We start from the raw sequence: 21861 nt of genomic DNA, 5'->3' as shown, positions 1-21861 counted from the left end.
AGGATTAGCCTTAGATTGTTTATAATTATCAGAAATATCTAATATTTGAGAATTTTCAGGGGGAATTAAATTATGAAAGAGAACAACAAGCTTAAAAAGTTCGGTTCACTTCTAGTAGCTTCTTCACTTCTTGCAGGCGTACTGGCAGGTTGCGGTGCTGGAGATAGTGATACAAGTTCGGGAGGCGGCTCATCATCAGGCGGCTCAAAAGATGGCGATACAATTAAAATCGGTGCAAACTTGGAGCTTTCAGGTAACGTAGCTTCTTACGGTTCTTCAATCGGATTAGGTGCGGAGTTAGCTGTTAAAGAAATTAACGATGCAGGCGGTATTGATGGCAAGAAGATTGAGCTTATTAAAGTAGATAACAAATCAGAAAACTCAGAGGCAACAGCAGCGGCTATTAAACTAGCAACGCAAGATAAAGTAGTAGCGATGATGTCTCCAGCAACTTCTGGTAACACCATTGCAACAGTTCAAATTGCAAATGATAACAAAATTCCTTTAGTTGGTGCAGCTGCTACAGCACCAAACGTAACAGTAAATGATGACGGAAGCGTTAATGAATATGCGTTCCGTACATGCTTTATTGACCCATTCCAAGGGATTGTCGCAGCAAACTTTGCAACGGGTGAGCTGAAAGCGAAAAACGTAGCCATTTTTGCTGATAACGCTTCTGACTATGCAAAAGGATTAGCAAAGTCATTTAAAGATACGATTGCTGAAAATGGCGGAAAAGTTGTGAAAGAAGAAGCTTATGTTGCGAAAGATACAGATTTCCGTACGCAATTAACAAACATCAAATCATCAAATCCTGACTTCATCTTTATCCCTGGATATTATGAAGAAGTGGGTCTAATTGTTAAACAAGCACGTGAAATGGGCATTACAGTGCCACTTATGGGAGCAGATGGTTGGGATTCGCCAACTTTAGTTGAGTTAGCGGGCGCAGATGCACTGAATAATACGTACATCACAAACCACTATTCTGCAGAAGACCCAGATCAAAAAATTCAAGACTTTGTAAAAGCATTTAAAGCTGCTAATGGCGATAAAGCACCGGATGCATTTAATGCACTTGGCTATGATACGGTTTACTACATTGCAGATGCAATTAAACGTGCAGGGTCTACTGACGGTGAAGCAATTAAAAAGGCATTAGCTGAAACAAAGGATCTTTCTTTAGTAACAGGTACTTTCTCAGTTGACGAAAACCATAACCCAATTAAAACAGCAACAGTTCTTGAATTTAAAGACGGTAAACAAGTGTTCAACTCTAAAGTTAATCCTTAATTTTTAAGCAAGGGGGAGGCGGGCAACCTGCCTTCTCTTTTATTTTTTCATAGACAACTAGACTAATAAAAAAAGCATAGATTCTAGCATAAGGAATCGGAAATACTTTTTATGAGGGACACGAGTTTTTCTGCATTCACTTTCACTATGTAGAAATAGGTCCCATTTTTGCATGCTTTAAAAAATAATAAAGGAGTGAACGCTCATGGAATGGATACAACAGCTTGTGAATGGTATTTCACTAGGTAGTATCTACGCGTTAATAGCGTTAGGGTATACGATGGTATACGGTATTATTAAGCTCATTAACTTCGCCCACGGTGATGTTTTCATGATTGGGGCATTTATTGGCTTTTACGCAATTGCTAAATGGGAGCTGGGCTTTTTACCAGCATTATTATTAGCAATGGCAGTTTGCGCAATTTTTGGTGTGTTAATAGAACGTATAGCATATAAACGGTTACGAAATGCGACGCGTATTGCTGCTTTAATTACAGCAATCGGGGTGTCGCTATTAATCGAATATACGACAATTTTCTTCAGAGGGGCACAGCCTGCAGCATATCCTGAAGTCATTAAAAATACAACATTTGATGTCTTTGGTGTTCAAATTAGCAGTACATCTATATTAATTTTATCTGTCTCTATCGTACTGATGATTCTTTTACAATTCATCGTACATAAAACAAAAATTGGCAAGGCGATGCGCGCAGTATCACATGATGCAGATGCGGCACGTCTAATGGGGATTAACGTAGATAATACCATTTCAGCAACATTTGCTATAGGTTCTGCATTAGCTGGAGCTGCAGGTGTAATCTTCGGTGTGTATTATACAAAAATTGACCCGTTAATGGGTGTTATTCCAGGGGTTAAAGCGTTCATCGCTGCGGTTCTTGGTGGTATTGGTATTATTCCGGGGGCAATGGTTGGCGGCATGTTACTAGGTGTCGTGGAATCGTTTGTAAGTGCACTTGGATTCTCTTTATGGCGTGATGCAGCAGCATTTGTCATTTTAATTTTAATCTTGATTTTCAGACCATCGGGTATCTTCGGTAAAAACGCCCGCGAGAAAGTGTAGGTGAGCGGTAATGATGAAGAAGTCTAAAGTTTTCTGGGGCTATGCAGTATTAGCGCTAGTCATCTATGTGGTTGTTCAGGCACTTATTACAACAGAAGTAATTGACTTGTACTATAAAAATATGTTAATCACCATGTGCATTAACATTATGCTAGCTGTCAGCTTGCACATCGTTATCGGGGTTACGGGGCAATTCTCTATTGGACATGCCGGTTTCCTTGCAGTTGGTGCTTATATTTCAGCTATTATTACAACAAAGCTAATGCTGCCGTTCCCGTTAGCTATTTTCCTAGGGGCGCTTGCAGCAGCAGTAGCTGGATTAATCGTAGGTATTCCAACGCTACGTTTAAAAGGAGATTATTTAGCCATTGCAACACTAGGCTTTGCTGAGATTATTCGTATTGTCTTTTTAAATACGGATTACGTCGGTGGGGCAGCGGGGATGCAAGTGAAATATTTATCGAATTGGACATATGCATTCGTAGGTGTTGTATTAACGATTTTAGTGATTTCAAACTTTACAAATTCTCGTCATGGACGTGCTTGTATTTCGATTCGAGAAGATGAAATCGCTGCGGATGCCATGGGTATTAATACAACTTACTATAAAGTTGTAGCATTCGCGATTGGCTCTTTCTTTGCCGGTCTTGCAGGGGCTATTTTTGCACATAACTTCTACATTATTCAACCGACTACGTTCGGTTTCTTAAAATCATTTGATATATTAATTTACGTTGTTCTTGGTGGCTTAGGAAGTCTGTCAGGTTCTGTTATTGCAGCAGTATTTTTAACGTTGATTTCAACATACTTAGCGAACTTCCCAGAAACGCGCATGATCATTTACAGCTTAGTATTAATCATTGTTATGCTATACCGTCCAACCGGTTTAATGGGGACAAAGGAAATTACGCATTTATTTAAGTTTGGTAAAAAAGGAGGTACAAAATAATGACTGGAAACCTTCTTATCAAAGTAGAAAACATGGGTATTCAATTCGGTGGTTTAAAGGCGGTACAGGGCGTTAATATGTACCTAAATCAAGGTGAATTAGTAGGGCTTATCGGGCCAAATGGTGCAGGTAAAACAACAAGTTTTAATATGCTAACTGGTGTGTATACGCCGACTGAAGGAACGATTACATTTAACGGATCAAAGTTAAATGGCCTTGCACCCTATCAAGTAACGCAAAAAGGTATTAGCCGTACGTTCCAAAATATTCGTCTCTTTAAAGAACTATCTGTATTAGATAATGTAAAAGTAGCGAACCATTCTTTAGCAAAACACTCGATGTGGTCATCTATTTTCCGTTTGCCAAGTCACTTTAAAGGTGAAGCGGCAATGGAACAGCAATCAACGGAATTCTTAAAAATATTTGGTTTAGATATTTATAAGAATGAGTTAGCAAAAAACCTTCCGTATGGTATGCAACGTCGTCTGGAGATTGCACGTGCATTAGCGGCAAATCCAAAGCTATTGTTACTCGATGAACCAGCGGCTGGGATGAATCCACAAGAAACACACGACTTAATGGAACTAATTGCGTTTATCCGTAAAGAGTTTGGATTAACGATTCTACTAATTGAGCACGATATGAGCTTAGTAATGGGGATATGTGAACGAATTTACGTCCTCGACCACGGGCAATTAATCGCTGATGGGACACCAGAAGAAATTCGCAACAATCCAAAGGTAATTGAAGCGTACCTTGGTGAGGAGGTTATCAGCTAATGCTAAAAGTACAAAATATTGATGTATTCTATGGAAATATTCAAGCATTGAAAGGCGTCTCTTTAGAAGTTAACGAAGGGGAAATTGTCACATTAATCGGTGCCAATGGTGCTGGTAAAAGTACATTATTAAAAACCTTGTCAGGCTTATTAAAACCTAAAGGGGGCATCCTTGAATATGAGGGTTTCTCGATTGCAGGTAAGGCTGCGCAAACCATTGTAAAATCAGGTATTTCACATGTGCCTGAAGGTCGCCGTGTATTCGCTAATATGTCAGTAGAGGAAAACCTTGAGCTTGGCGCATACTTGCGTAACGATAAGGCTGGCATAAAGAAAGATATGGATCATGTCTTTGAGTTATTCCCGCGTCTACTGGAGCGTCGTAAACAGCAATCAGGCACATTATCTGGTGGTGAGCAACAAATGCTGGCGATGGGTCGTGCATTAATGGCAAAACCAAAATTGTTGTTAATGGATGAGCCTTCAATGGGGCTTGCACCGCTTATGGTAAAAAATATCTTCAATATTATTGAACAAGTGAATAAAGAAGGTACAACGGTATTGCTAGTAGAGCAGAATGCCAATATGGCATTATCGGTAGCTGACCGCGCATACGTACTTGAAACAGGACGCATTGTATTATCGGGTACAGCGAAAGAGTTACAAGAAAGTGAACAAGTAAAAGCAGCATATTTAGGTGGTATGTAATCGGAAGGGGTGTCTCGAAATGGATTCGAGATACCCTTTTTCATGTTGTAGAACGACAATAATAGATGGAAGTAGCGCGGAACCTTTCTTTTTTGGTAAGGTGGGAAAAAGGAGTGAGGTTAGCATGCACTATTCAGCACAATACTTTATTGAAAAACTAGCATTAGCACAACATCCTGAGGGAGGATACTATATTTCCACGTTTAAATCGACAGAGGAAATAGCTGTAAGAGATGTAGAACGACCGATTTATACGAGCATTTATTTTTTATTACGTTCGCAAGATATCTCTCATTTACATCGCTTAAAATCAGATGAGCTTTGGTATTATCATGCAGGTAGCCCATTAACGGTACATATGATTTACCCTGATGGTACATATGAGGCAAAAAAATTAGGCTTAAATATAGAAGCGGGTGAGGTGCCACAGGTAGCGGTGCCGAAAAATACAATTTTCGGTTCGTCTGTAGAGGATGCCAATACATTTAGTTTAGTAGGCTGCATGGTAGCACCAGGCTTTGATTTTGAGGACTTTGAGCTATTTACACAAAATGAGCTTTTAGCTGATTATCCGCAACATGAAGCGGTTATTCGTAAAATGGCTTACGAGACGATTAAATAGTCACAAAGAGTTTAGCAAAGAGCACTAGGTAGACCGCAGAAAGCGACTGCACAGTAAAAAAGAGAAAAGGTGTTAGATTGATGGCAGTCAATCTAACACCTTTTATTGCTACGCCGTTATTGTCCGCTACGGCGGTGCTTTCCGCTCAGCACAGTAAGCCGCAACCCTCGCTAACGCGCGGTCTGTTGCGTCTTACATTGTGTGCTGTTCCCGCAGGAGTCACCACCTCCGCTACCAACAACTAGTGAACCCTTCTAATGTTTTATTTATTGCAAAAGCAAGAATAGCTAAGTTTTTCAAATAGCAAAAATTTATGAACACCTTTCCGCTGTTCCTTAAATTTTTTTGTTATGTCCCAGCCACTTTTCTCTTTTTGTGCCAGCCCTCTTTCCATTACCATAAAATTTCTTCAGGGTAGCTTGCATTGATTGGAATTTCGTGTAGCGCTTTTTTTGTCGTACTGGCAACTTCTATTAGTTGCGATTTAAGTGCAACATATTCCTCATCCTCTAACATTAAACGAAGCGCAAAGGAGGCTAAATGCGCTTTGCGTGTTTGCGTATTTAAATCTATGTATTCTAAATTTAGTACATCTACATACTGCGTAGCATAGCGGAAGGTTAAAGGGCTTTTAGAATGAATCATCCTTAAAAATACTAAAAATTCATCTTCTGTAAGCTCTTGCTCCAAACAGTCAGCAACCGCTGCTTGGAATTTACGAATCGATGCCACATCACCATTCCAATCGGAAGAATCAATCAATTCCTGATGTAAGCGAATGAAATCGTTTAAAGCAATGGCTGTAAAAAGAAGCTCCGGCCACAGTACTTCTGTCCCGTAGTAGACATTTTTAGTTGGAAAAATCGTTTCATGTCGAGAAAGTATACTTTTGTTCAGTCCATTGCTCACGAATTCAAGCTGATGCTCACCGTGCATTGCTTGACGGAGATTACGGCAAATACCAAGAATGCGAAGTCGCGCACCTTGGTAATCGTAGTATTTATTTTCATCGCCAGTTACTTGATAAATCGCTTGAATAAGGGCATCTAAATCCCAAAAGTCACCGCTTATTCGTACACCCGTAAGTTGTTCAGTACTTTGAATAGAAAGCATCTTTCCCAATCCCCCAATTGCTTTATTTTACTGTGTAATGAAGTAGTTTAAATAATTCTGCTCGCTCTTTATCAGTTAAATCGCGCCATTGACCAACCTTTAAATTGCCAAGCTTAATATTCATAATGCGTATACGTTGTAATCGTTTAACGGAATAGCCTAGTGCTGAACACATACGGCGTATTTGGCGATTTAAGCCTTGCTCTAAAATAATTTTAAACACTTTATCTGAAATTTTTTCAACGTAGCAAGGTAATGTCGTTGTATCTAAAATATCAACACCAGCAGCCATCTTTTTAATAAATTGTTCTGTAATCGGCTTATCAACCTGTACGATATATTCTTTTTCATGGTGGTTTTCTGCACGTAAAATTTTATTTACAATATCGCCATCATTGGTCATTAATAATAATCCTTCTGATTCCTTATCCAGTCGACCAATATGGAAAATGCGTAGAGGATGATTGATAAAATCAACGACATTTCCTTTGATATGACGCTCTGTTGTACTTGTAATACCAACTGGTTTGTTTAAGGCAATATACACCAGTTGCTCTTCTTTTTTTACCTCTTTGCCATCCACACAAACAATATCGCCCGCTTCTACTTGGCTGCCTACAGTAGCAAGTACGCCATTGATTGTTACTTTACCTTCTTCGACCCATTTATCAGCACCACGACGAGACACGATGCCCGCTTCACTTAAATATTTGTTAATTCTCATATAGTTCTCCTAAACATTTTATCGTAGCTTAAGTATACCCTATCGTTGTTTATAGCGTGAATTCTAGAAGCTTTTCTACTAAAAATAAATATTACAAAATTTTAATTTAAAAAGTTGAAATAATCATGCATTTCTGACAATATAGTGGGTAAGAAGGTTTCTATGAAAATATCGTTATTTCGATATATAATTACGATTTTTCTAGATATTTTCTATTATTTTGTGTAAAGGGGAGAAGTAAAATGGTTTATGCATTTCCAAACACTGAAGGATCGGTAGTTCAATTCAAAGAAAGATACGATAATTACATTGGTGGAGAATGGACACCCCCAGTGAAAGGTCAATACTTCGATAATGTCACTCCTGTTACTGGACAAGTTTTTACACAAGCAGCGCGTTCCTCTGCTGAGGATATTGAACTTGCACTTGATGCAGCACATGCCGCAAAAGATGCATGGGGACAAACATCCGCTACAGAGCGTGCTAACATTTTACTTAAAATTGCGGACCGTATTGAACAAAACTTAGAAAAGTTAGCCGTTGCCGAAACATGGGATAACGGTAAGGCAGTACGGGAAACGTTAAATGCAGATATCCCTTTAGCCATTGATCATTTCCGTTATTTTGCTGGTGCTTTACGTGCACAAGAAGGCGCGCTAAGTCAAATTGATAATGATACGGTTGCTTACCATTTCCATGAGCCAATTGGGGTAGTGGGTCAAATCATTCCTTGGAACTTCCCGATTTTAATGGCTGTATGGAAACTAGCTCCTGCCCTTGCTGCTGGCAACTGTGTTGTGTTAAAGCCAGCAGAACAAACACCAGTATCCATTATGGTATTAGTAGAGTTGATTGGTGATTTATTGCCACCAGGCGTACTAAACGTGGTGAACGGGTTCGGTTTAGAAGCAGGAAAACCACTTGCATCCAACCCGCGTATTGGCAAAATTGCCTTTACAGGTGAAACGACAACAGGTCGTTTAATTATGCAATATGCTTCTCAAAACCTTATTCCAGTTACGTTAGAATTGGGCGGAAAGTCTCCAAATATTTTCTTCGAAGATATTATGGATGAAGATGATGCCTTTTTAGATAAAGCGGTAGAGGGCTTTGTATTGTTTGCCCTGAACCAAGGTGAAGTTTGTACATGCCCTTCACGCGCATTAATTCAAGAATCGATTTATGACAAGTTTATGGAGCGTGTATTACAACGTGTTGAAGCGATTCAAGTTGGGAATCCATTAGATCCGAATACAATGATGGGGGCACAGGCTTCAAGTGAGCAAATGGAAAAAATTCTGTCTTACTTAGATATTGGTAAGCAAGAAGGTGCACAATGCCTAATTGGAGGCGAGAAAAATAATGTAGGGGCAGGCTTTGAAAATGGCTACTACGTTAAACCAACTGTCTTCAAGGGGCACAATAAGATGCGTATCTTCCAAGAAGAAATTTTTGGCCCAGTTGTTGCAGTGACAACATTTAAAACAAAAGAAGAGGCATTGGAAATTGCCAATGATACTTTGTATGGATTAGGTTCAGGCATTTGGACACGTGATATGAATACAGCTTATCGTTTTGGACGTGGTATTCAAGCGGGGCGTGTTTGGACAAACTGCTACCATGCATATCCTGCACATGCAGCGTTCGGTGGCTATAAAATGTCAGGAATCGGTCGTGAGACACATAAAATGATGCTATCGCATTATCAACAAACGAAAAACTTATTAGTAAGCTATAACGAAAACAAACTTGGTTTCTTCTAATTAGTAAGGAGGTGCTAACGCGTGGTTGAACGTGTTTTAGCAACAGAAGAAGCGCTGGCACTAATCGAATTATTGAAGGAAAAGCATGGACCGGTTATGTTTCATCAATCTGGGGGATGCTGCGATGGTTCCTCTCCGATGTGTTATCCTGACGGTGACTTAATATTAGGTGAGCAGGATATATGTTTAGGTGAGGTAGGGGGTACACCATTTTATATGCACAAAAACCAATATGATTATTGGAAGCATACACAAATTATTTTAGACGTCGTTGACGGCAGAGGCGGTATGTTCTCTCTTGAAGGCGTAGAAGGTAAACGATTTTTAACAAGGTCTAGAGCTTTTTCGACAGAAGAGTTAAAAGAGCTAGGTTTAATCGAATAGTTAGGGACAGCGGCAAAAATCATTTTTGTCGCTGTTTTTTTATGCTAATTTTTTTGGAAAAGAGTATGTAGGCTTACGTTAGTTGTAGAATTTCGCAATAATAAATAAAGCTGTATTCGTTGCTGTAAAGTTTGGGTGAATAAGTATTTCTTTATGGTTTTTTCAATCATAATAAAGCCCCCCATTCATCGTTTATTATCGTTATTTAACCATATAATCCCTTATTCTTACATTAATTTAAGTTTACTTTTTATGTTTTTTGTTACAAAAAGATTGAATCTTTACAACAGAATATTACGTAAATAGTGAAAAGGAGTGTGCGGAAGATGGATATTGTTATAATTGAAAACCAATTTACACAAACGGTAGAGGCTGTATCGAAGGTTGCAGGCTGGGCAGTTGATCGCAAAATTATTTTAGCTATTGCCAGCACATATGTTGCAGTAGGGAAAATGTTTGATACGGAAAAATTTAAAGCTGTTATAGAAGAAATGAAGAATCAAACATCATGGATGTCGCCATTGCGTACATCAATAGGGTTCAGCATAGCAGCCAATATGATGGAGCAAGACAATACCGAACAGGCGGTAAAGACGTTATTAAATAACGAAAAAATACTAAAAGAAGCTCATTTTAAAAGAGGAAACTTTAGTTTTATAGGTGCTCAATTTTTAACAGAAAATGAAAATGACAAAAGGGCGCATGCACAGACGGCAAGAGCTTTATATGAAGCTATTCGCAAACATCACCGCTTTCTCACTTCCTTTGATGATATCCCATATACTGTGCTTTTAAGTAGCCCGTATGACGATGTTGTTTTACGCGCAGAAACGATGAATCGTTATTATAAGGAATTACGCACGTATCAATTTAGTGCGGGAAATGAACTACAATGGTTATCTCAAATTTTAACCTTTTTATCTGCAACATATGACAGTAACCTTGTATCTACTGTGGCGACAATTCGCGATAATTTAAAGAAGCAAGGTGTCAAAATAAAGTATATGCATTATCCACTACTCGGTTTTTTAGCCATCCTTCAATTAAATTCAGGACAGCTACAGCAAATTATTGATTTGTATCATGAATTAAAGGGAATGAAATTATTGAAGTGGCATCAAGAATTTGTGTTGTTTATGGCGGTTCAAATGGCTATTTATGATATGGCTAAAGTGCAACAATCATTATCTATGGCAATTATGTCATCTATTGAATTACTAATTCAAGCACAACAGGCGGCGATGATATCCGCCATGACCGCAGCAGCAGTAGCGTCAAATTCCAGCACTTCATGATAAACTAAAGAGGAACAGAATATTCGGAGGTGTATTGAAAATGAACGAAACAAAGCTTTGGATAAATGGACAATGGCAAGAAGCGAAGGAAACCTATAAATTAACCTCGCCTTATAACGGTGAGATGATTGCAAAGGTTGCAAAGGCATCTGTTTCAGATGTTGAGCAAGCAATTGAAGGTGCCCAAAATGCCTTTCTTTCATTTAAACAAACTACTGCATACGACCGTGCCGAAATTTTATATAAAGTAGTCGACATTATGCGACGTCGAAAAGACGAATTGGCCGAAATTTTAGCACAAGAGGCGGGTAAACCTATTTCAGCAGGTTTACCTGAAATAGAACGCACGATTGCAACCTATCAGTTTGCAGCCGAAGGAGCGAAACAGGTGAAAGGGGAAACGGTACCGATGGATGCTGCGCCTGGAGCTGGCGACCGCATTGGCTGGACAAAGCGTGAGCCATTAGGCGTTATTTCTGCCATTACACCGTTTAACTTTCCTTTTAACTTAGTTGCGCATAAATTGGGACCTGCCCTTGCTGTGGGGAATACGGTCGTGTTAAAGCCAGCAGAGCAAACACCACTTAGTGCAATTGTAATGGCGGAAATATTTAAAGAAGCAGGATTACCAGATGGTGTGCTACAAATTGTTACGGGTAGTGGTGTTGAGCTAAGTGACACACTTGTGACCCATCCATTCGTGAAAAAAGTAACCTTTACCGGAAGTGGTAAGGTTGGATTAAGCATAAAAGAAAAAGTAGGCTTGCGCAAAGTAACGTTAGAGCTAGGCTCAAATGCGGCGGTGATTGTTGAGCCGTCGACCCCTATTGAAAAAATTGTCGCACGTTGTGTTAGCGGAGCGTTTAGCTTTGCGGGACAAGTGTGTATTTCGCTTCAGCGTATTTATGTACATGCCTCGATTGTCGATGCTTTTACAAAAGCATTTGTAGCTCAAACGGAAAAGTTAGTTGTCGGTGATCCACTCGATAAAAATACAGATGTCAGTGCCATGATTAATCCGAATGAAGTTAGTCGTATTCGTGAATGGATTGAGGAAGCGAAGTCTCAAGGTGCAGTCGTTGCTACGGGTGGAACATTTACAGAACGAACATTAACACCAACAGTAATGACAAACGTGACTGCCGATATGAAAATTGTTTGTCAGGAAACATTCGCGCCAATCGTCTCAATTGTTTCATATGAAACATTAGACGACGCAATTCGACTAGTGAATGAGTCGGAACTTGGCTTAAATGCAGGAATTTTTACGAATGTCTTACCAGATGCATTACGTGCAGCCGATGAATTACAAGCAGGTGCTGTTATTATTAATGATATTCCAACATTCCGGGTCGATAATATGCCATATGGCGGTGTGAAAATGAGTGGTTACGGTCGAGAGGGTATTAAATGGGCGATTGAAGAAATGACGGATATGAAGTTTATAACGATGAAAAAATCATTCTAAATTTGCATCCATTCTTTTTCTACGATACGATGACGAAAGGACATTACATGAAAGGAAGTAACTAGAACTATGACAACCAATGCTGTACCTATGAGCCAATCACGTACGGTTCAAACGCGTCTCGTATTACCACCGGATACTAATAATCATAATTCCATTTTTGGTGGAAGAGTGTTAGCTTATATTGACGAAATTGCCGCAATTACAGCGATGAAGCATGCAAAAGGGCATGTTGTCACTGCCTCCATTGATTCTGTTGATTTTTTATCAGCAGCGCATGTGGGTGATATTCTTGAAATTGAAAGTATTGTGTCATCCACAGGACGTTCATCTATGGAAGTCTATGTCCGTGTTATTTCACGTAACATTGAGACAGGTGAAGAAAAATTAACAACCGAATCATTTGTAACGATGGTTGCAGTAGATGATGATGGTAAACCGAAGGCTGTTCCTGCTATTTTCCCGGAAACGGATGCTGAAAAACGGCTGTTTGAAACAGGTCCGGCTCGACGAGAGCACCGCAAGCAAAAACGTGCTTTGGCACATTAAAAACGAAAAGGAAATTGATACGATGTGATCAATTTCCTTTTTCAGTTGTGTTATATGTTTAATTCATTTACAACATTAATGAGGGAGTCAGAAGAAGAGGAGACGAGTGTTGCCCCTTGCGATAGCTCTGTAATTAAATTTGAAATGGCTGAAATATCCTTAGCCGTGTTTACATATTGTTGTTGAATACCTGATACTGCTTCAGCAATATCATTAAATGATTTCGAGAGGCTTGTTTGTGTATCAACACTATGTTGGATTTTTTGGTCCACATTGATAACAGAATTCGCCATTGTTGAAATATTACTTTCTGTTTCTTTTATCAGGTGTGACACGTTTTGCACAGCGCTTTTTGTTTCTTCTGCAAGCTTGCGGACTTCCTCTGCTACAACAGCAAAGCCTTTGCCATGCTCACCAGCACGAGCGGCTTCAATGGAAGCATTAAGTGCTAATAAATTTGTTTGGTCTGCAATACCTGTAACAAGTCCAACAATTTCAGAGATTTTTTGAGACGACGTACGCAATTGGTTCATCGTTACTTCAAGGCCATTAACACTTTGCAAAATAACATGTATTAAGTCATTTTGTTCTTGTAATTGCTGCTGTCCGCGTTTAGATTTGTCTTGTGTATCGGCAACGAAGTTCAAACCTTGTTTAGTGGCTACTGCAATATCATCCGTTTGAGAGGAGATGACTAAAAGGGAAGCAGCTGTTTCTTCGCTGATTGCATTTAACTCTTCTGCCGTACTTTGAATTGTAGTAACAAGTGCGTGCTTCGTTTTATCTGCAACGCTACGAATCCGTTCTTCTTCTTTTTCATAAGCCTCTATAACAAGTTGCTGTTCAAAGTTAATCAGTTTACAAAAGGCATTGATGGCACGGATAGCATCATGCTTTGAAATATCTAAATCATTCGTAAAGTTTGTAAAAGTCGAAGTTAATGATTGGAATGAAGCGATATACCACTTTGATTGGAGCCCAATTCGAACATGTGTCTCAGCGATTGCCTTTCTTTCTTTAATGTAGTCGTCATTAATACGACTTTCGAACATATCACTTAGATGCTTATGTAAAGTCACTTTTAAACGGTCAATTTGTGATGTTCTGTTAATAATATCTAATAAATTTTGGCTTAAGCTAATCGCTGCATAAAATTGATCGACCATTTCAGGAATAACATTTTTCACTAATGGTTGCAATTGTTTAATGATGGCTAAATCTTCAGTAGTTAAGTCTAATAGTTGTAATTGTTTTTGTAACTTAGGATGATTAGAAACATCTAATTGTACGTGTTGTTTATACTCTTCAGTTGTTAGTGTAATTGAATAACCATAATTGTTCTTTTTTGAAAACCAACTCATTGTTGTCTGCTCCATTCTTTATAAATCCATAATAATATAGGTATCGAAGACTCTTTGTGTACATATTGTTAGGTTTGTAAATTTGGTGAATATATGGTATTTAATCTATTCTACTATTTTTTGTAGTGTATTTGGTTAAAAATTTCGTTTATTTCTATAATTTTTCACATTCAGGGCTGACATGTTGCAGATTTACTTTTAAGCAATAGCCTTTAGCTCATAAAGCGCAATTTGAATTTCATTTAGGAAACATGTAAAATACGAACTGTTTAGCGTAACAAAAAATGTATGTGAAAGAAATCGTATTGAGGAGGTATGACATGGAGAAGAAGCGTTTTAAGTTTGTGATTCCTGTGATGGTAATTGTAGCAATTGGATCTGTTTATATGTTAACGAACTATTATGCAGAGGTACCTGACTTAAACCAACTATTAATAACGATTTGTGCAACACTAATATCGGGCGTATTAGCATACTTTTTATTCCCACAGCAAGGTGAAAATAAAGTTGATGATCGAGGTCCGTATTAATTATAGTGGAGACATTTAAAAGTTCCCCAAGTAAAACCAACTATTTAAAATTAAAAATCCGCGTTTCGCCTTCTGTGGGTAAAGCATGAGTTACAACATGTACTAATGTATGATGTTGTTCCTCATATCTATTTTCCCTAGAGAGCTATGCGCGGATTTTGTTTTTCAAAAAAATTGTTTTGTTACTGCTTTAAGTTACGGTTTAAACAATTTGAACCAGCCTTTATATTTGAAAAATGCCAACATAAATAGCCCAATCAATAGCATAATACCGAGAACGATAAAGTAGCTGTAACGGCCATGTAGTTCAGGCATATTATCAAAATTCATGCCATAAACTCCTGCTATAAATGTTAATGGAATGAAAATGGTGGAGACAATCGTAAGCATCATCATAATGCCATTCATTCGGCTAGAGTTCATAGCCATATAGCTATCACGCATATCTGCGGTCAGTTCACGATTAGATTCGACCATTTCCGTAAGCTTGACTAAATGGTCGTGAATATCCCCAAAGTAGGCTCTTTCTGATTTTTTCAGGGCAAAGCGATAAGAATTAAGTATTCGGTATAATAGGTCGCGCATTGGTAAAATGGTGCGTCGTAAATGGAGCAAATCACTGCGGAATTCAAAAACAATTTGCATTGCATTTACATTACTTTGATAAGTTAATTCATCCTCAAGTGCATTCAAATGGTCCTCAATTTTATAGACGAGAGGGAAATAACTATCAACTATTTTATCAATCGTTTGATAGGTAAGGAAAAAGGTTCCGCGTTCCCAATACTTAGGTTGCTCTTCTAAAAGCTTCTGTACTTTATCTATTTCAGGTGCTTCATTTTTGTGGAATGTCACAATAAAATGATCGGAAACGAAAATATTTAATTCCTCAGCAATTAACGTTTCTTCATTCAATTTATGAATAACGAAAAAGTGATAGTCTTCGTAAAAATCCAGCTTTGGTCGTTGTAAACGCATTAAGCAGTCTTCAATCGCAAGTGGATGAAAGTGAAAAAATGTATCGAGCAATAGTTCCTCTTCGGTAGTTGGGCAACTAAAATCTACCCAATACCATTCGTAATGGTTTTGCTTAATGTTATCAAGTGGAAAGTCCTTTATTAATTGTTGATCTTTCGTCATAGCCATCGTGCGAATCACGGCATTCACCTCAAATCTGTTTATCTCATTTTAAATAAGCACGAAGTCTCCTTCAAAGGTGTGAAAGGTAAGAGGAGACATTGGAACGTCAGATCTAGTACCAGTATGTACTTAATAGTACACCACTAAGTTGCAAGGATGCATCATGAAGGAATGGAAGCTTACTCTTTATAGCATATCCAACCACCAAATAATGTCGTTGCAAAAAAACGTGAAGGCTGTGTAAAGCCTGCCTGCTGTAAAAGCGTAACAATGTCATCTTCCCGCATAAATGAAAGCGAGCGAATGGACTGCTCCATGCTAGCTAATTCAGAAGTAGAAAGTTTTGTGTGCTGCAGCCAATATGCGCGCCATAGGTCAAACTGTAGCTCTGTTTCAGAAGAGTCAAGCTGTCCATATTTAGAAACAAGCACAAAGGGTGCCCCAGATTTTAAATGGTTTGCAATCCCTTTTAATGTAGCAAGTTTCTCCTCATAGGTATCAATAAAATGAAGTACAAGTATACAGCTAGCGGCATCAAACTTTGTTGCAGGGATTGATGCAGTGAGCATGGTGCCTTGTAGTAAAGAAATCTCATTTGGTAGTGAGTGTAGACGGTTTTCTGCAATTTCCAACATGGCTTCAGATGGGTCGATACCGACAAAGGACCACTGTGGTCTTTGTTCAGCTAACTGTAGTATTTCATTGCCACTGCCCGAACCAACAACTAAAAAACTAGCATTCTCTTGTAAAGCGGATTGATAAAAAGTTTTCGTTAAACGAAGCATTGTATCGTAACTCGGTAAAGTACGACGAATGCCTTTTTCATACTCGTTCGCAAGCGTGCTGTTAAATTCCATCTGTGTATCACATACCTTTCAAATTAATTTTAAAATTGTCGAAACGATTTGAAACTATTTAGCGTATTGCTCCGTAAATAATAGTATTAATAATAAAGACAGAAAAAAGGGAAGGTTGAATAGATGGAAACAAAATGGTCTAAGGTCATCATACATGCCAGTGCGTTTTTTGCGCCATTTTTAGTGCCGATTATATTTTTCTTAATTAGTTCGGAAGAAGAAGTGAAAAACGTTTCTGTGCAAGCTTTATTGTTCCAAGTCGTAATGGGTGTACTAATTGTAATTGCTAGTATTTTAAGCTTTGTATTAATTGGTTTACCTTTCTTACTAGTATTTATCGCTATGGTATACATCGTACCAATTATCGGTATTGTAAAGGCGATTTCAGAGGAACCTTGGCGTTATCCGATTGTTGGTCGCTGGGTATAATTTTTAATGACGCAAGTATATGCAAAAAGCATATGCTTGCGTTTTTTCTATAAGCAAAAAGGGTACATTAAACGATAAGTACTTTTTCGAGTGGTTAAAATTATTTAGAAGCCAATCAGCTTTTACAATTGCTTTAGACATTTCTCTGTGCGAAATAATTGCAATTATTTTTAAGCGTTTTGTATAATATACTCAAAGATAGTCAAAGATAGTCAAAGTCAGTGAGGTAAGCGAGGTGTATTCCTAACATGCGTAATATTTCAGACATCATAGAAGGCTACTTAAAGCAAGTACTTGAATTAGGTGGAGAAGGGCATATTGAAATTAAACGAAGTGAAATTGCAGATAAATTTCAATGTGTGCCCTCACAAATAAATTATGTAATTAATACAAGATTTACAGCCGAGCGGGGTTACCTTGTTGAAAGTAAACGAGGTGGGGGTGGATACATTCGAATTTTACGTGTCCGTGCAAACTCACAAATTGATTTAATCGATGATGTGCTCCTACAAATTGAAGGTGGAGCCTCGCAAACAGTGGCGGAAGATTTAGTATATCGTTTAATTGATGAGCAGGTTATTTCAAAGCGTGAAGCGAAATTAATGTTAGCAGCGGTTGACCGCTCAACTTTAGATTTGCAGCTACCTTTACGGGATAGCATTCGAGCGAAAATTTTGCGAGCGATGTTAACCACTATAAAATACGAAAAGCAAAAGTAAAGAGGTGAGGGAAATGATTTGCGAACATTGCAAGCAGCGCAATGCGACAGTAACTGTGACACAAGTTCAAAATGGGCAGAAGGTGGAGCACCATTATTGCGATGTCTGTGCCTCTCAGTTCCATCCGTTCCATGCAGAGTTTAAACAAGAGCCTGTATCGATTCAACAATTGTTATCCAATTGGTTTGGCTCACCTACATGGCAAAAAGTTGGTGAAAAACAGCAAGCGCCACCTCAGCAACAAACATGTCCACAATGTGGATTTACGTATAAGCGATTTTTAAAAGAAGGTAAATTTGGATGTACCAGTTGCTATGATACATTTAGTGAGCATTTGCCAAAGCTATTTAATCGCATTCAAGCGGGACCACAGCATATAGGTAAAATGCCTGGTGCTCGAAGCAATGTTTTTGTCATTAAAAAGCAAATTGAAGATATTCGAAAACGCATGAAGGCCGCTGTTAACGAGGAGCAGTTTGAAGAAGCAGCGAAGCTTCGCGACGAAGCAAAAAATCTCGAACAGCAGCTACAATTCGAAGGTGGTGATGTGTCATGATGATTGAATCGTTTTTAGCGCGAGCTACACCTGCATGGATGGAAATGGAGGATGATTATTCAGATATCGTCATCAGTACACGCATTCGACTTGCTCGAAACTTAGATGGCTATCGTTTCCCTTTAGTTTTTTCAGAAAATGAAGCATTACAAGTAGAGCAAGCTGTGACACATGCCATTCAAGACAGTCCGAAACTTCAAGAAAGATATTCTTATTTTTCCATAAAAGATTTAACACCGTTACAACGTCAAATTTTAGTTGAGAAGCATTTAATTAGTCCACAGCTTGCAAAAAAAGAGCAAGTCGGCTCCATGTTGCTGTCTGAAGATGAATCAATTTGCATTATGGTGAACGAAGAAGACCATTTACGCATTCAATGTATGACGGCGAGTTTTCAACTTCAAAAGGCATACGAGGAAGCAAACAAAATTGATCGAGCCTTAGAAGGAGCCTTGCCATACGCATTTCGAGATACTTTCGGCTATTTAACAAGTTGCCCAACTAATATTGGTACCGGCTTACGTGCTTCGGTTATGATGCACCTTCCCGCACTTACATTGACAGGTCAGATGAATCAAATTATCAATGCAATGACGCGTTTAGGGATGACTGTCAGGGGTATATACGGTGAAGGTAGTGAAAATTTAGGGAATGTTTACCAGGTGTCGAATCAGATTACACTAGGTAAAACAGAAGAAGATATTTTAGCAGACATTCAAAGTGTTGCAGAAAAAATTATTCAAAAAGAACGGCAGGCAAGAAATAAGCTAATGGAAAAAGCGGAACTTGCCTTAGAAGATCGTATTTACAGGGCGTTGGGTACATTAACGCACGCGCGCATTTTAACAAGTGAGGAAGCTGCGACCTGTCTATCGAATGTACGTTTAGGTGTAGATTTACAGTTGATTCATAATATTAAAGCAACCACATTGAACGAATGTGTGGTCAGTATGCAACCAGGATTTTTACAGCACTATGCAGGAGAAGCCTTACCGCCTGCTGAACGGGATCGCGTTCGGGCAAAAATGCTGCGAGAGGCATTATTTTTAGAAACAATGAGTAAGCCTACTATAGGGGGAAAAGGAGAGGATTCATATGATGTTTAATCGTTTTACACAACGCGCACAAAAAGTATTACAGCTTGCACAGGAAGAGGCAATTCGTTGGAAGCACGAATCAATAGGAACAGAGCACATTCTTTTAGGGCTTATTCGTGAGGGCGGTGGTATTGCAGCGAAAGCATTAGAAGCCATTGATATTAGCCCTCAAATGATTGAAGCTGGGATTGAAGAATTAGTTGGTAAAGGAACAGAGGATGTTGGACCAATCGTTCACTACACGCCTCGTGCCAAAAAAGTAATTGAACTATCTGTCGATGAGTCACGTAAATTAGGTCATTCCTATATCGGTACGGAGCACTTACTATTAGCGCTTATTCGTGAGGGTGAAGGGGTAGCCGCTCGTGTATTAAACAATGCAGGTGTAGGCTTAAACAAAGCTCGTCAGCAAGTATTACTGTTGTTAGGTAATAATGACAACGCACAATCTGGACAACAAGCGACGCAGGCTGCAAATACGCCAACTTTAGATAGCTTAGCACGCGATTTAACACAAATTGCTCGTGAAGGTTCACTAGACCCTGTGATTGGTCGCAGTAAGGAAATTACACGCGTTATTGAAGTACTATCACGTCGTACGAAAAATAACCCTGTGCTAATTGGTGAGCCAGGTGTAGGTAAAACGGCAATCGCAGAAGGCTTAGCACAACAAATTATTAACAACGAAGTACCAGAAATTTTGCGTGATAAACGTGTTATGACGCTTGATATGGGGACAGTTGTTGCTGGTACTAAATACCGTGGTGAATTTGAGGATCGCTTGAAAAAAGTGATGGATGAAATTCGACAAGCAGGCAATGTTATTTTATTTATTGATGAATTGCATACGTTAATCGGTGCAGGGGGAGCAGAAGGTGCAATTGACGCATCAAACATTTTAAAACCATCCCTAGCACGTGGAGAATTACAATGTATTGGTGCTACAACATTAGATGAGTACCGCAAATACATCGAAAAAGATGCAGCGTTAGAGCGCCGCTTCCAACCAATTCAAGTGGATGAACCAACTGTTGAAGAGGCGATTCAAATTATTCATGGTTTACGCGATCGCTATGAGGCACATCACCGTGTGAAAATTACAGATGAAGCAATTGAAGCAGCGGCAAAAATGGGTGATCGTTATATTTCAGACCGCTTCTTGCCTGATAAAGCAATCGACTTAATCGATGAAGCAGGTTCAAAAGTTCGCTTACGTTCATTTGCGGTGCCACCAAATTTAAAAGCACTAGAAGATAAACTAGAAAATGTTCGCTCTGAAAAAAATGCGGCTGTTTCTGGTCAGGAATTTGAAAAAGCAGCTTCGTTAAGAGATACAGAGCAAAAGCTAAAAGACGAAATTGAAATGACACGTAAAACATGGAAAGAAGAACAAGGCAAAGCTGAATCGAAAGTGACAGTTGATGATGTAGCAGCAGTAGTTTCTATGTGGACGGGAATACCAGTAGCCAAAATTGCACATGAAGAATCAGCTAAACTATTACATCTTGAAGAAGAATTACACAAGCGTGTGGTAGGTCAAGGCGAGGCAGTCGAGGCAATTTCTCGTGCAATTCGACGTGCAAGAGCTGGTTTAAAAGATCCAAAACGTCCAATTGGTTCATTTATTTTCCTCGGTCCTACAGGGGTGGGGAAAACAGAACTAGCTAGAGCGCTGGCAGAAGTAATGTTCGGTGATGAAGATGCGATGATTCGTGTTGACATGTCTGAATATATGGAGAAACATTCGACTTCACGTTTAGTTGGCTCACCTCCTGGTTATGTAGGCTTTGATGATGGTGGTCAGTTAACAGAAAAAGTTCGACGTAAACCATATTCTGTGGTGCTTCTTGATGAAATTGAAAAAGCACATCCAGATGTTTTCAATATTCTACTGCAAGTACTTGAAGATGGCCGTTTAACAGATTCTAAAGGACGTGTTGTTGATTTCCGTAATACGGTTGTGATTATGACTTCAAACGTTGGTGCGGATGCGCTAAAATATCAAAAAAATCTTGGCTTCAGCTTAGGAAGCTCAGAGTCGAAACATAAAGATATGAAGGGCACAATGCTTGAAGAATTGAAAAAAGCATTCCGTCCTGAATTCCTAAACCGTATCGACGAAATGATTGTGTTCCATTCATTAGAAAAAGAACACTTAAAAGAAATCATTTCAATGATGGCGAATACACTAACAAAACGTTTGCAAGAACAAGATATTACGTTAGAGTTAACAGATGCAGCACTCAATAAAATTGCAGAGGAAGGCTACGACCCTCAATATGGCGCTCGTCCACTTCGTCGTGCATTGCAAAAACAAGTGGAAGACCGTCTGTCGGAAGAACTGCTAAAAGGCAATGTAGAAAAAGGAAACCAAGTCGTAATTGATTATGTGAATGATGAATTCGTCGTGAAGAAAAAAGAAGGCGTTTCAATTTCCAAATAAGC

22 protein-coding genes are annotated in these 21861 nt (G+C 38.9%); 17 read left to right on the top strand and 5 right to left on the bottom strand.

The genetic code is table 11. The features are described 5' to 3' along the window. Positions 1-72: 72 nt before the first annotated feature. The 6 genes from MKY08_RS21785 (at position 73) to MKY08_RS21760 (ending at position 5431) form a co-directional block, all read left to right on the top strand. Positions 73-1293, top strand: a complete 1221-nt coding sequence (locus MKY08_RS21785; protein ID WP_024364420.1) for an ABC transporter substrate-binding protein — start codon at positions 73-75, stop codon at positions 1291-1293. Positions 1294-1498: 205 nt separating this feature from the next. Further along, positions 1499-2374 (top strand): branched-chain amino acid ABC transporter permease, encoded by an 876-nt coding sequence (locus tag MKY08_RS21780; protein ID WP_024364419.1) that lies wholly within the window; start codon positions 1499-1501, stop codon positions 2372-2374. Positions 2375-2387: 13 nt separating this feature from the next. Next, positions 2388-3323, top strand: coding sequence for a branched-chain amino acid ABC transporter permease (locus tag MKY08_RS21775; RefSeq protein WP_024364418.1), 936 nt, complete (start codon positions 2388-2390; stop codon positions 3321-3323). Continuing rightward, a complete protein-coding gene (locus MKY08_RS21770; RefSeq protein ID WP_069514247.1) occupies positions 3323-4102 on the top strand; it encodes an ABC transporter ATP-binding protein in 780 nt (259 codons plus the stop codon). Before MKY08_RS21775 ends, MKY08_RS21770 begins: the two co-directional genes overlap by 1 nt. After that, a complete protein-coding gene (locus MKY08_RS21765) occupies positions 4102-4809 on the top strand; it encodes an ABC transporter ATP-binding protein (RefSeq protein ID WP_024364416.1) in 708 nt (235 codons plus the stop codon). The genes MKY08_RS21770 and MKY08_RS21765 overlap by 1 nt, the downstream gene beginning before the upstream one ends. A 124-nt stretch (positions 4810-4933) precedes the next feature. Further along, positions 4934-5431, top strand: a complete 498-nt coding sequence (locus tag MKY08_RS21760) for a cupin domain-containing protein (protein WP_069514250.1) — start codon at positions 4934-4936, stop codon at positions 5429-5431. Positions 5432-5824: 393 nt separating this feature from the next. On the opposite strand, the gene MKY08_RS21755 is transcribed toward MKY08_RS21760, so the two are convergent. Next, complete coding sequence (locus MKY08_RS21755) at positions 5825-6544, bottom strand: hypothetical protein (RefSeq protein WP_069514253.1); 720 nt, start codon at positions 6542-6544, stop codon at positions 5825-5827. A 22-nt stretch (positions 6545-6566) separates the two neighbouring features. Further along, positions 6567-7268 carry a 23S rRNA pseudouridine(2604) synthase RluF gene (gene rluF / locus MKY08_RS21750; RefSeq protein ID WP_069514256.1) on the bottom strand — a complete coding sequence of 234 codons (702 nt, stop codon included), beginning with the start codon at positions 7266-7268 and terminating at the stop codon, positions 6567-6569. Positions 7269-7510: 242 nt separating this feature from the next. Here rluF and adh point away from each other — a divergent pair, with 242 nt between their 5' ends. The 5 genes from adh to MKY08_RS21725 all read left to right on the top strand — a co-directional run bounded on the left by adh (position 7511) and on the right by MKY08_RS21725 (position 12727). Further along, the gene (gene adh, locus MKY08_RS21745) at positions 7511-9031 is read left to right on the top strand and encodes an aldehyde dehydrogenase (protein WP_024364412.1); all 1521 of its coding nucleotides are present in this window, start codon (positions 7511-7513) and stop codon (positions 9029-9031) included. Positions 9032-9052: 21 nt separating this feature from the next. Further along, the gene (locus tag MKY08_RS21740; protein WP_069514259.1) at positions 9053-9415 is read left to right on the top strand and encodes a DUF779 domain-containing protein; all 363 of its coding nucleotides are present in this window, start codon (positions 9053-9055) and stop codon (positions 9413-9415) included. A gap of 326 nt (positions 9416-9741) precedes the next feature. After that, positions 9742-10710, top strand: coding sequence for a DUF4003 family protein (locus tag MKY08_RS21735; protein ID WP_069514262.1), 969 nt, complete (start codon positions 9742-9744; stop codon positions 10708-10710). Between the two features lie 40 nt (positions 10711-10750). Then, a complete protein-coding gene (locus MKY08_RS21730) occupies positions 10751-12178 on the top strand; it encodes an aldehyde dehydrogenase family protein (RefSeq protein WP_069514265.1) in 1428 nt (475 codons plus the stop codon). Between the two features lie 69 nt (positions 12179-12247). Further along, positions 12248-12727 carry an acyl-CoA thioesterase gene (locus MKY08_RS21725; RefSeq protein ID WP_024364406.1) on the top strand — a complete coding sequence of 160 codons (480 nt, stop codon included), beginning with the start codon at positions 12248-12250 and terminating at the stop codon, positions 12725-12727. Positions 12728-12777: 50 nt separating this feature from the next. On the opposite strand, the gene MKY08_RS21720 is transcribed toward MKY08_RS21725, so the two are convergent. Beyond that, complete coding sequence (locus tag MKY08_RS21720; protein WP_069514269.1) at positions 12778-14088, bottom strand: globin-coupled sensor protein; 1311 nt, start codon at positions 14086-14088, stop codon at positions 12778-12780. Between the two features lie 320 nt (positions 14089-14408). Here MKY08_RS21720 and MKY08_RS21715 point away from each other — a divergent pair, with 320 nt between their 5' ends. Then, the gene (locus MKY08_RS21715; RefSeq protein WP_024364404.1) at positions 14409-14618 is read left to right on the top strand and encodes a hypothetical protein; all 210 of its coding nucleotides are present in this window, start codon (positions 14409-14411) and stop codon (positions 14616-14618) included. A gap of 195 nt (positions 14619-14813) precedes the next feature. On the opposite strand, the gene corA is transcribed toward MKY08_RS21715, so the two are convergent. Both corA and MKY08_RS21705 read right to left on the bottom strand, forming a co-directional pair. After that, positions 14814-15776 carry a magnesium/cobalt transporter CorA gene (gene corA, locus MKY08_RS21710; protein WP_069514272.1) on the bottom strand — a complete coding sequence of 321 codons (963 nt, stop codon included), beginning with the start codon at positions 15774-15776 and terminating at the stop codon, positions 14814-14816. A gap of 161 nt (positions 15777-15937) precedes the next feature. Then, a complete protein-coding gene (locus MKY08_RS21705; RefSeq protein WP_069514274.1) occupies positions 15938-16615 on the bottom strand; it encodes a class I SAM-dependent methyltransferase in 678 nt (225 codons plus the stop codon). A 123-nt stretch (positions 16616-16738) separates the two neighbouring features. Between MKY08_RS21705 and MKY08_RS21700 the strand changes: the two genes are divergently transcribed. From MKY08_RS21700 to MKY08_RS21680, 5 genes are all read left to right on the top strand, one after another. Next, positions 16739-17044, top strand: coding sequence for a DUF4870 domain-containing protein (locus MKY08_RS21700; protein WP_069514277.1), 306 nt, complete (start codon positions 16739-16741; stop codon positions 17042-17044). Between the two features lie 248 nt (positions 17045-17292). Next, positions 17293-17763 carry a CtsR family transcriptional regulator gene (locus MKY08_RS21695; RefSeq protein WP_024364400.1) on the top strand — a complete coding sequence of 157 codons (471 nt, stop codon included), beginning with the start codon at positions 17293-17295 and terminating at the stop codon, positions 17761-17763. 13 nt (positions 17764-17776) lie between these two features. Continuing rightward, the gene (locus tag MKY08_RS21690) at positions 17777-18319 is read left to right on the top strand and encodes a UvrB/UvrC motif-containing protein (protein ID WP_069514281.1); all 543 of its coding nucleotides are present in this window, start codon (positions 17777-17779) and stop codon (positions 18317-18319) included. Beyond that, positions 18316-19425 carry a protein arginine kinase gene (locus tag MKY08_RS21685; RefSeq protein WP_069514283.1) on the top strand — a complete coding sequence of 370 codons (1110 nt, stop codon included), beginning with the start codon at positions 18316-18318 and terminating at the stop codon, positions 19423-19425. The genes MKY08_RS21690 and MKY08_RS21685 overlap by 4 nt, the downstream gene beginning before the upstream one ends. After that, positions 19415-21859 (top strand): ATP-dependent Clp protease ATP-binding subunit, encoded by a 2445-nt coding sequence (locus MKY08_RS21680; RefSeq protein WP_069514286.1) that lies wholly within the window; start codon positions 19415-19417, stop codon positions 21857-21859. The genes MKY08_RS21685 and MKY08_RS21680 overlap by 11 nt, the downstream gene beginning before the upstream one ends. The last annotated feature ends 2 nt before the right edge of the window (positions 21860-21861 follow it).

This window comes from Lysinibacillus sp. FSL M8-0337, assembly GCF_038593855.1.
GTDB classification, from domain to species: domain Bacteria; phylum Bacillota; class Bacilli; order Bacillales_A; family Planococcaceae; genus Lysinibacillus; species Lysinibacillus sphaericus_D.
Note: the sequence above shows the minus strand (reverse complement) of the source record. Positions and strands in the feature narration are given on the sequence as shown.